The sequence below is a fragment of the Brevundimonas sp. CURTG3B2_SDJG genome (genome assembly GCF_057364705.1).
Window position 1 is genome coordinate 1 of sequence record NZ_JBNFOJ010000152.1, and the last position, 7,384, is coordinate 7,384.

General features: G+C 69.9%; 5 protein-coding genes, 1 tRNA gene and 3 pseudogenes. 5 read left to right on the top strand and 4 right to left on the bottom strand.

The genetic code is table 11. The features are described 5' to 3' along the window. Nucleotides 1-72: 72 nt before the first annotated feature. Nucleotides 73-2,064 (bottom strand): annotated as a pseudogene (locus AC2W7C_RS11190) (potassium transporter Kup); the annotation flags it as partial. Between the two features lie 160 nt (nt 2,065-2,224). On the opposite strand from AC2W7C_RS11190, the pseudogene AC2W7C_RS11195 reads away from it, so the two are divergent. From AC2W7C_RS11195 to AC2W7C_RS11205, 3 genes and pseudogenes are all read left to right on the top strand, one after another. Then, nucleotides 2,225-2,694 (top strand): annotated as a pseudogene (locus AC2W7C_RS11195) (Rrf2 family transcriptional regulator). Further along, entirely contained in the window at nt 2,691-3,497 is an 807-nt protein-coding gene (locus tag AC2W7C_RS11200) for an SDR family NAD(P)-dependent oxidoreductase (RefSeq protein ID WP_486001513.1), read from the top strand. Before AC2W7C_RS11195 ends, AC2W7C_RS11200 begins: the two are co-directional and overlap by 4 nt. 110 nt (nt 3,498-3,607) lie before the next feature. Then, nucleotides 3,608-4,081 (top strand): hypothetical protein, encoded by a 474-nt coding sequence (locus AC2W7C_RS11205; protein ID WP_486001514.1) that lies wholly within the window; start codon nt 3,608-3,610, stop codon nt 4,079-4,081. 184 nt (nt 4,082-4,265) lie between these two features. Here AC2W7C_RS11205 and AC2W7C_RS11210 read toward each other — a convergent pair. Further along, nucleotides 4,266-4,340 (bottom strand) — tRNA-Gly (locus AC2W7C_RS11210). Nucleotides 4,341-4,459: 119 nt separating this feature from the next. Further along, on the bottom strand, nt 4,460-5,242 hold the full coding sequence (locus AC2W7C_RS11215) for an SDR family NAD(P)-dependent oxidoreductase (RefSeq protein WP_486001515.1): 783 nt from the start codon (nt 5,240-5,242) through the stop codon (nt 4,460-4,462). A 54-nt stretch (nt 5,243-5,296) separates the two neighbouring features. On the opposite strand from AC2W7C_RS11215, the gene AC2W7C_RS11220 reads away from it, so the two are divergent. After that, nucleotides 5,297-5,713: a YkvA family protein gene (locus tag AC2W7C_RS11220; protein ID WP_486001516.1), complete on the top strand. Its 417-nt coding sequence runs from the start codon at nt 5,297-5,299 to the stop codon at nt 5,711-5,713. 6 nt (nt 5,714-5,719) lie between these two features. Here AC2W7C_RS11220 and AC2W7C_RS11225 read toward each other — a convergent pair whose 3' ends face one another. Beyond that, complete coding sequence (locus AC2W7C_RS11225) at nt 5,720-6,721, bottom strand: NADPH:quinone oxidoreductase family protein (RefSeq protein WP_486001517.1); 1,002 nt, start codon at nt 6,719-6,721, stop codon at nt 5,720-5,722. Between the two features lie 144 nt (nt 6,722-6,865). Here AC2W7C_RS11225 and AC2W7C_RS11230 point away from each other — a divergent pair. Continuing rightward, nucleotides 6,866-7,384, top strand: a pseudogene (locus tag AC2W7C_RS11230) (isoaspartyl peptidase/L-asparaginase); the annotation flags it as partial.

The window sequence follows — 7,384 nt, forward strand, 5'->3', positions numbered from 1 at the left end:
CGGGCCGCGGGCCTTTTCGGCCATGCGCCGTCCGCGCGCGCCGGAATAGCGGCCCCGCCGCTCGCCGGTCAAAACCGACACCTGCGTGCCCAGCTCGACCACGCGGCCGGGCGGGATGTGGAAGAAGTCGGTGGGGTTGGCCGCGTTGCGCATCAGGAAGATGTACAGCCGGTCCTGCCACAGCGGCATGCCTTCGGCGGCCGAGGCCACCACCGAGCGCCGGCCCAGGAAGAAGCTGGTCGACATGATGTCGAACTTCAGGCCCTGCTTGCGGCAGACGCCGAGCGCCTTGGGCACGTTGGGCTGCTCCATGAAGCCGTAGGACAGGGTCAGCTTCTTGAAGTCGTCCGAGATCGGCTCGATGGTCACCCGCTGGCTGTCCGGCACCCGGGGCCGGTCGCTGGTGCGCACCGTCAGGATGACGTTCTTCTCGTGCAGCACCTTGTTGTGCTTGAGGTTGTGCATCAGGGCGACGGGCGCGATGTCCGGGTCCGAGGTCAGGAAGATGGCCGTCCCGGGCGCGCGGTGGGGCGGGCGGGCGCGCAGCATCTCGATCAGGTCGGCCAGCGGCAGGCTGTCCTTGCGCGTCTTGGCGGTGAGGATCTGGGTGCCCCGGACCCAGGTCCACATCAGCAGCACCAAGGCCGCGCCCAGGACCAGCGGCATCCAGGCCCCGTCCGGGATCTTCAGCAGGTTCGAGGTCAGGAAGACGGTGTCGATGAAGCCGAACGGGATCAGGCAGCCCAGCACCGCCCACAGCGGCCAGTTCCACTTCTTGGTGATCACCGACCAGGCCATCAGGGTGTTGACCAGCATGGTGCCGGTGACCGCCACGCCATAGGCCGCGGTGAGGTTGTGCGAGCTCTGGAACACGACCAGCAGGGTCAGGACCCCGACCATCAGCAGGCCGTTCACCGCCGGCACGAAGATCTGGCCCGCCTGGCTTTCGGAGGTGTTGGTGATCTGGATGCGCGGAAGCAGGCCCAGCTGCACCGCCTGCTGGGTCACCGAGAAGGCGCCGGTGATGACCGCCTGGGAGGCGATGACGGTGGCCGCCGTCGCCAGCGCCAGCATCGGCCAGTAGACGGCCTGCGGAACCATGCTCCAGAACGGGTTCTCGGACGCGCCGGGGTGGGCCAGGATCAGAGCGCCCTGGCCGAGATAGTTCAGGGTCAGGCACGGCAGGACGAAGGCCAGCCAGCCGATGCGGATCGGCGCCTTTCCGAAATGGCCCATGTCGGCGTATAGCGCCTCGGCCCCGGTCACGGCCAGGAAGACGCTGCCCAGGATGATGAAGCCCAGGAAGCCGTCCTTGAGCAGCAGCTGCACCCCGTAATGGGGCGAGAGCGCCCGCAGCACGCTGACGTCGTCGAAGATGTGGATCAGGCCCAGGACGCCCAGGCTCAGGAACCAGATGGCGGTGATCGGGCCGAAGAATTTGGCCAGGCCGGCGGTGCCCCGCGCCTGGACCAGGAACAGGCCCACCAGGATGCCGGCGGACACCGGCACGATAAAGGGATCCAGCGCCCCGCCGACGCCCGGCGCCTCCTTCACCCCCTCGATGGCCGAGAGCACCGAGATGGCGGGCGTGATGATGCCGTCGCCGTAGAACAGGGCCGCGCCGCAGACGCCCAGGATGAAGATCAGGGCGCTGCGCCGGCCGACCGCGTGCTGGGCCAGGGCCATCAGGGCCAGGGTGCCGCCCTCGCCCTTGTTGTCGGCGCGCATGAGGAAGAAGACGTATTTGAACGTCACCACCACCATCAGCGCCCAGAAGGCCAGGGAGACGACGCCGATCACGGCCAGGTCGCCGCCGACGCCTTCGCGGGCGTGGGCGATGGCTTCGCGCAGGGCGTAGAGCGGGCTGGTGCCGATGTCGCCGAACACCACGCCGATGGCGCCGATGATCAGGCCCAGCTTGCCGGCCTTGCCCCCGCCGGGACCATGGCCATGGCCGTGCTGATCCGCGACCGCGGGATGCGGCGGGGCGGCGGCGGATTGATCGGAAACGGACGGGGTGCTGACGACGGGGGTCCCGTCCTCGCCCTGGGGGGCGCCGGCCATGAAGGTCCTCCGAGGACGCCGCACGACGCGGTCCCCATCAAAACAGCGGCGAGCCTTTAGGCTCTTTCACCGGGGGATTCAATCGTGCTGCAGGTGCGAAGGTTGCGCCTGTTTGTGAAACACCCTTTCCGCGCCTATCTTGAGGCGGAAACGAGCGCCCATGTCCGACAGCCAACGCTTCCCCGTCGCCGCCCACGCCCTGGCCTATCTGGCCCACAAGGGCGCGTATTCGGCCGCCGAGGCGGCGCCCAGTGCGGTGCTGGCCGCCTCGGTGCCGACCAATCCCGTCGTCGTCCGGCGCGTGACCGCGCTGCTGGCCAAGGCCGGGCTGATCGCCACCGGCCGGGCGCGTCCGGCGGGGCCTGGCTGCTGAAGCAGCCTGAGGACATCAGCCTGGACGCCGTCCTGCGGGCGGTGAACGGCTGCGCCCACCTGGGCTCGCCGCCGGCGGGGGCGAAGGGCTGCCCGGTCAGCGAACACATTCCGCGACAGGTGGCCAAGGCCCTGACCGCCGCCGATCGCGCCGCGGGCGAGGCGCTGGCCAAGATCACCATCGCCGACCTGCTGGACGAGAATCCGGCCTCGCTGGCCAGCTTCGCGCCCCACGCCTCCTGTCCCGTCGCGGCGTGAACCCAGCCGCCCGGCGCACGGTCCTGATCACAGGGGCTTCCGCCGGCATCGGCGCGGCCCTGGCGCGGGTCTTCGCCGCCGAGAGCTGGGACCTGATCCTGACGGCGCGCCGCGAGGGTCCGCTGCAGGCCCTGGCGGCCGAGCTGGTCCGGCTCGGCTCGGCCGTGACGGTGATCCCCCAGGACCTGGCCGATCCCGCCGCGCCGCGCCGCCTGTTCGAGGCGATCGCCCAGCGGGGGCTGTCGGTCGACGGCCTGGTCAACAATGCGGGTTTCAGCCGCACGGCCGGCTTCCTCAACACCGACCCCGAGGCTCATGCAGCCATGATCCGGGTCATGCTGACCGCACCGGTGGAGCTGAGTCGGCTGTTCGCCCCGGCGATGGTGGAAAGAGGCTACGGCCGCATCCTCAACGTGGCGTCCCTGGCGGGCCAGATGCCCGCGACCGGCGGCGACACCCTGTACGGCCCGATCAAGAGCTTCCTGATCAAGGCGTCGCAGGGCCTGCACCTGGAGCTGCGGGGGACCGGCGTCCACGTCACCGCCCTGTGCCCGGGCTACACCCTGACCGAATTCCACGACGTCAACGGCACCCGCGACGAGGTTTCATCGGCCTATCCCGCCTGGATGTGGCAGACGGCCGAGCATGTGGCGAGGGTCGGCTACGACGCCGTGGAGGCCAACCGGCCGAAGGTGACGCCCGGGGTCATGAACAACCTGCTGGCCGGCCTGGCCAAGCACCTGCCGGACCGCGTTGCGCTGAACATGGTCGGCGGGCACGCGAAGCGGCTGAAGCGGATCTAGCTCCGAGCGGGCCCTCCTATTGACGTGATTGTCAGCGACTTGCCGGAGACACGGTCAGGGCGCATTGTGCCTGCTCGCCTCGCCCCGAGGTGGAAAGCGGGAGGGTCACAGTGTTCAAGCACCTTGCGTCCGTCGCCCTGGTCGCCGGCGTGGCGCTGTCTTCTCCGGCGGCGGCCCAGACCTTCGATCCGAAACCCGCGAGTTACACCCTCGCCGGGCCGGTGACCTTCATCGGGTCGATCAACGTCACCTGCACGGTGACGGTCAACTTCTCGGTCGATGCGATGGGCATCGAGACGGTGACCAGCCAAACCGTCAGCGGCGGCGCGCCCTGCGGCCTCGTGGCGTCCTACGGGGCTTGGGTCGTCGACGCGGGGCCAGGCCTGACCTCGGTCACGATGATCCTGGGGTTCTCCGCGGGGCCGTCCGCCTGCTACGGGACGACCGTCGCGGCCCTGGCGGTCATGTCGTCCTCCTCGACGGTCAGCTTCGGTCCGGTGACGCTTCCCCCGGTCGGCTCCGGCTCCGGCTGCATGGTCCGGGGCGCGCTAACCTCGACCGCCCCGCTGACCATCGTCCCTTGATCCGTCCCGGCCCATGACGCCAAAACAGAAAGGCCCGGTCCGGAGATCGAGCCCTTTGCTGTTCCAGTTGGAGTGGGCGAGGCGATTCGAACGCCCGACCCTCACCTTGGCAATCTGGGGCGGCCCATGACGCCGAAAACAAGAAAGGCCCGGCCGGAGCCGAGCCTTCCTGGGCGTCTTCAGCTGGAGCGGGCGAGGCGATTCGAACGCCCGACCCTCACCTTGGCAAGGTGATGCTCTACCCCTGAGCTACGCCCGCGCTTCAGCTGAGGGCGGGCGTATAGCGGACCGCAGCGAACCCTCGCAAGCCCCTTACGTAAAAATTGCGCAAGTTCCGCGCTCAAGTAGCGAGCCGCCGCGCGGCGAGCGATAGCGCCCTCACCGAGGCGCCAGCCTGATGGCCCCGTCCAGGCGGATGCATTCGCCGTTGATGTAGACGTTGCGGGCCAGCTCCAGCACCAGGGAGGCGTAGTCGGCCGGCGTGCCCAGGCGGCTGGGGAAGGGGATCATGGCGGCCAGGGCGTCCTGAACCTTCTGATCCATGCCGGCCATCATCGGCGTCCACATGATGCCCGGCAGGATGGTGTTGATGCGCACGCCCTCCTGGGCCAGGTCGCGGGCGATCGGCAGGGTCATGGCGTAGACGCCCCCCTTGGAGGCCGAATAGGCCGCCTGGCCGATCTGGCCGTCCTGGGCCGCCACGCTGGCGGTGTTGACCACCAGGCCGCGCTCGCCGTCCTCCATCCGGTCCAGCGTCACCATGCCGGCCGCCGACTGGCTGAGGACGCGGAAGGTGCCGAACAGGTTGATGCGGACGGTGCGCTCGAACGACGCCATGTCGTGGGCGCGAATCTCGCCGGTGTCCTTTTTGCGGCTGACGGTCTTCTGGCCGGTGGCGATGCCGGCGCAGTTGACGGTCAGGCGTTCCTGGCCGTGAGCGGCCCGGGCCTTGGCGAAGGCGGCCGCGACGTCTTCGTCGGAGGTGACGTCGACCTTGCAGAAGACCCCGCCGATCTCTCGGGCGATCTGTTCGCCCTTCTCCTCGTTCAGGTCGAACAGGGCGACCTTGGCGCCGGTCGCGGCGATGGCGCGCGCCGTGCCCTCGCCCAGGCCCGAGGCCCCGCCCGTCACCACCGCCGCGATCGAACCGTCGAGTTTCATGGCCGAAGCCCCTATGTTGGTTGAACCTTGAGAACGTCGCGGGGTTTAGCCGCCATGTCCGCCAAAGCCAAACCGGGGCCCGGCCCGACCACGCCGGAGGAGGCCCTTGACCCCTCGCGCGCCCTCGTGCCCTCGGTCCAGAGGGTCAACGAGGTGCGGGTCAGCCGGGGCTTCTGGCCCAAGATCCGCCGCACGGCCGCGAAGATTCCGTTCGCCGGCCAGGCCCTGTCGGTCTGGTTCGCCGCCCGCGATCCCGAGACGCCGGCCACGGCCAAGGGGATCATGCTGGGCGCCCTGGCCTATTTCGTCCTCCCGGTGGACGCGATCCCGGACGTCTTCGCGGGCATCGGCTTCACCGACGACGCGGCCGTGATCGCGGCCCTGATCGCCACCGTGGGCGCCAATGTCCGCAAACGGCATCGGGACCAGGCCGAGGCGGCGCTGGAGCGGCTGCGGCGCGACGATCCCTAGGCGGCCCTAGGACTCGACCGTCACCACCACCTTGCCCATGACCGATCGGTCGCCCAGGGCCTGGATGGCTTCGTGGGCGCGCTCCAGCGGGAAGGTGCGGCTGATGCGCGGCTTGATCTTGCCCTCGCTCCAGAACTTGAACAGGTCGGCCATGTTGGCGGCGTGGATCGACGGGTCGCGGGCCACCGCCGCGCCCCAGAAGACGCCGATCACCGAGACCGACTTCAGCAGGGTCAGGTTCAGCGGCAGGGACGGGATGCCCGCCGGGAAGCCGACCACCAGATAGCGGCCGTTCCAGTCCATCGAGCGCAGGGCCGGCTCGCAGTAGTCGCCGCCCACGCCGTCGTAGACCACGTCCGGGCCGTCGCGGCCGGACGCCAGCTTCAGCTCGCCCGACAGCTCCTTCTGGGCGGCCTTGTCCATCGGGCCGGTGGGATAGATCAGGCCGTTGTCGGCGCCGGCTTCCAGCGCGAACTGGACCTTGTCGTTGGTCGAGGCGGCGGCGATGACGTGGGCCCCCATGGCCTTGCCCAGCTCGACGGCGGCCACGCCCACGCCGCCGGCGGCGCCCAGGACCAGCAGGCTCTCGCCCGCCTTCAGCTGCGCCCGGTCCTTCAGGGCGTAGTAGGAGGTGCCGTAGGTCATCACCAGGGCGGCGGCGCTCTCGAAATCCATGTCGTCCGGGATCTTGATGACGGAGGCGGCGGGGACCGCCAGCCGCTCGACCAGGCCGCCCCAACCGGGAACGGCGATGACCCGGTCGCCCTTGAAGACCCCCTTCACGCCCTCGCCGACGGCCTCGACCACGCCCGCCACCTCGCCGCCCGGCGAGAAGGGCCGCTGGGGCTTGAACTGGTACTTGTCCTCGATGATCAGGGTGTCGGGAAAGTTGATCCCCACCGCCTTCACCTCGATCACCACCTCGCCCTTCATGGGGCGGGGGTCCAGGACCTCTTCGACGACCAGGGTTTCGGGACCGCCGGGAGCCTTGGACAGAACAGCGCGCATTGTTGATCCTTTTTTGGGCCTATCGCCTATCGGCGGCTTGAGGCCGAGGGGAGGAGGAGGATGCGTTCGCCCGTGGCGCTCGCGTTCCGGGAACGCTAAGCAGCGGCGCGCCCGTTGAAAAGAGGCGATCAGGAGACAGAGCGAATGACGGCCCTCATCCTCCACGGCGGCGCGGCGCCGGCGCGAGCGGAACTACGACCGCGAGGTCGTGCACATGCGCGAGGTGGTGGAGGCCATGAAGGCGCGGCTGGACGCCGGCGCCTCGGCGTTGGAGGTGGCGGTCGAGGCCGTCGTGATGCTGGAGGACTCGGGCCTGTACGTCGCCGGGCGGGGCGCTTCGCCCAACTTGGCGGGCGCCTATGAGCTGGACGCCAGCCTGATGGACGGGGCGACCCGGCGGGCCGGCGCCGTGGCCGCGCTGCAGGGCTTCCGCAATCCGATCGTCGCCGCGCGCGCCGTGATGGAGAAGACGCCCCACGTCATGCTGGCGGGCGAGGGCGCGGCCCTGTTCGCCCTCGACCAGGGGCTGGAGCCGATCGCCGACGAGGACGCCTGGTTCACCCGGGCCGGCCAGGGCGAGGACAACCATCCGCCCGGGACGCTGAGCCACGGCACCGTCGGCTGCTGCGTGCTGGACGCCCAGGGACGGCTGGCGGCCGCCAC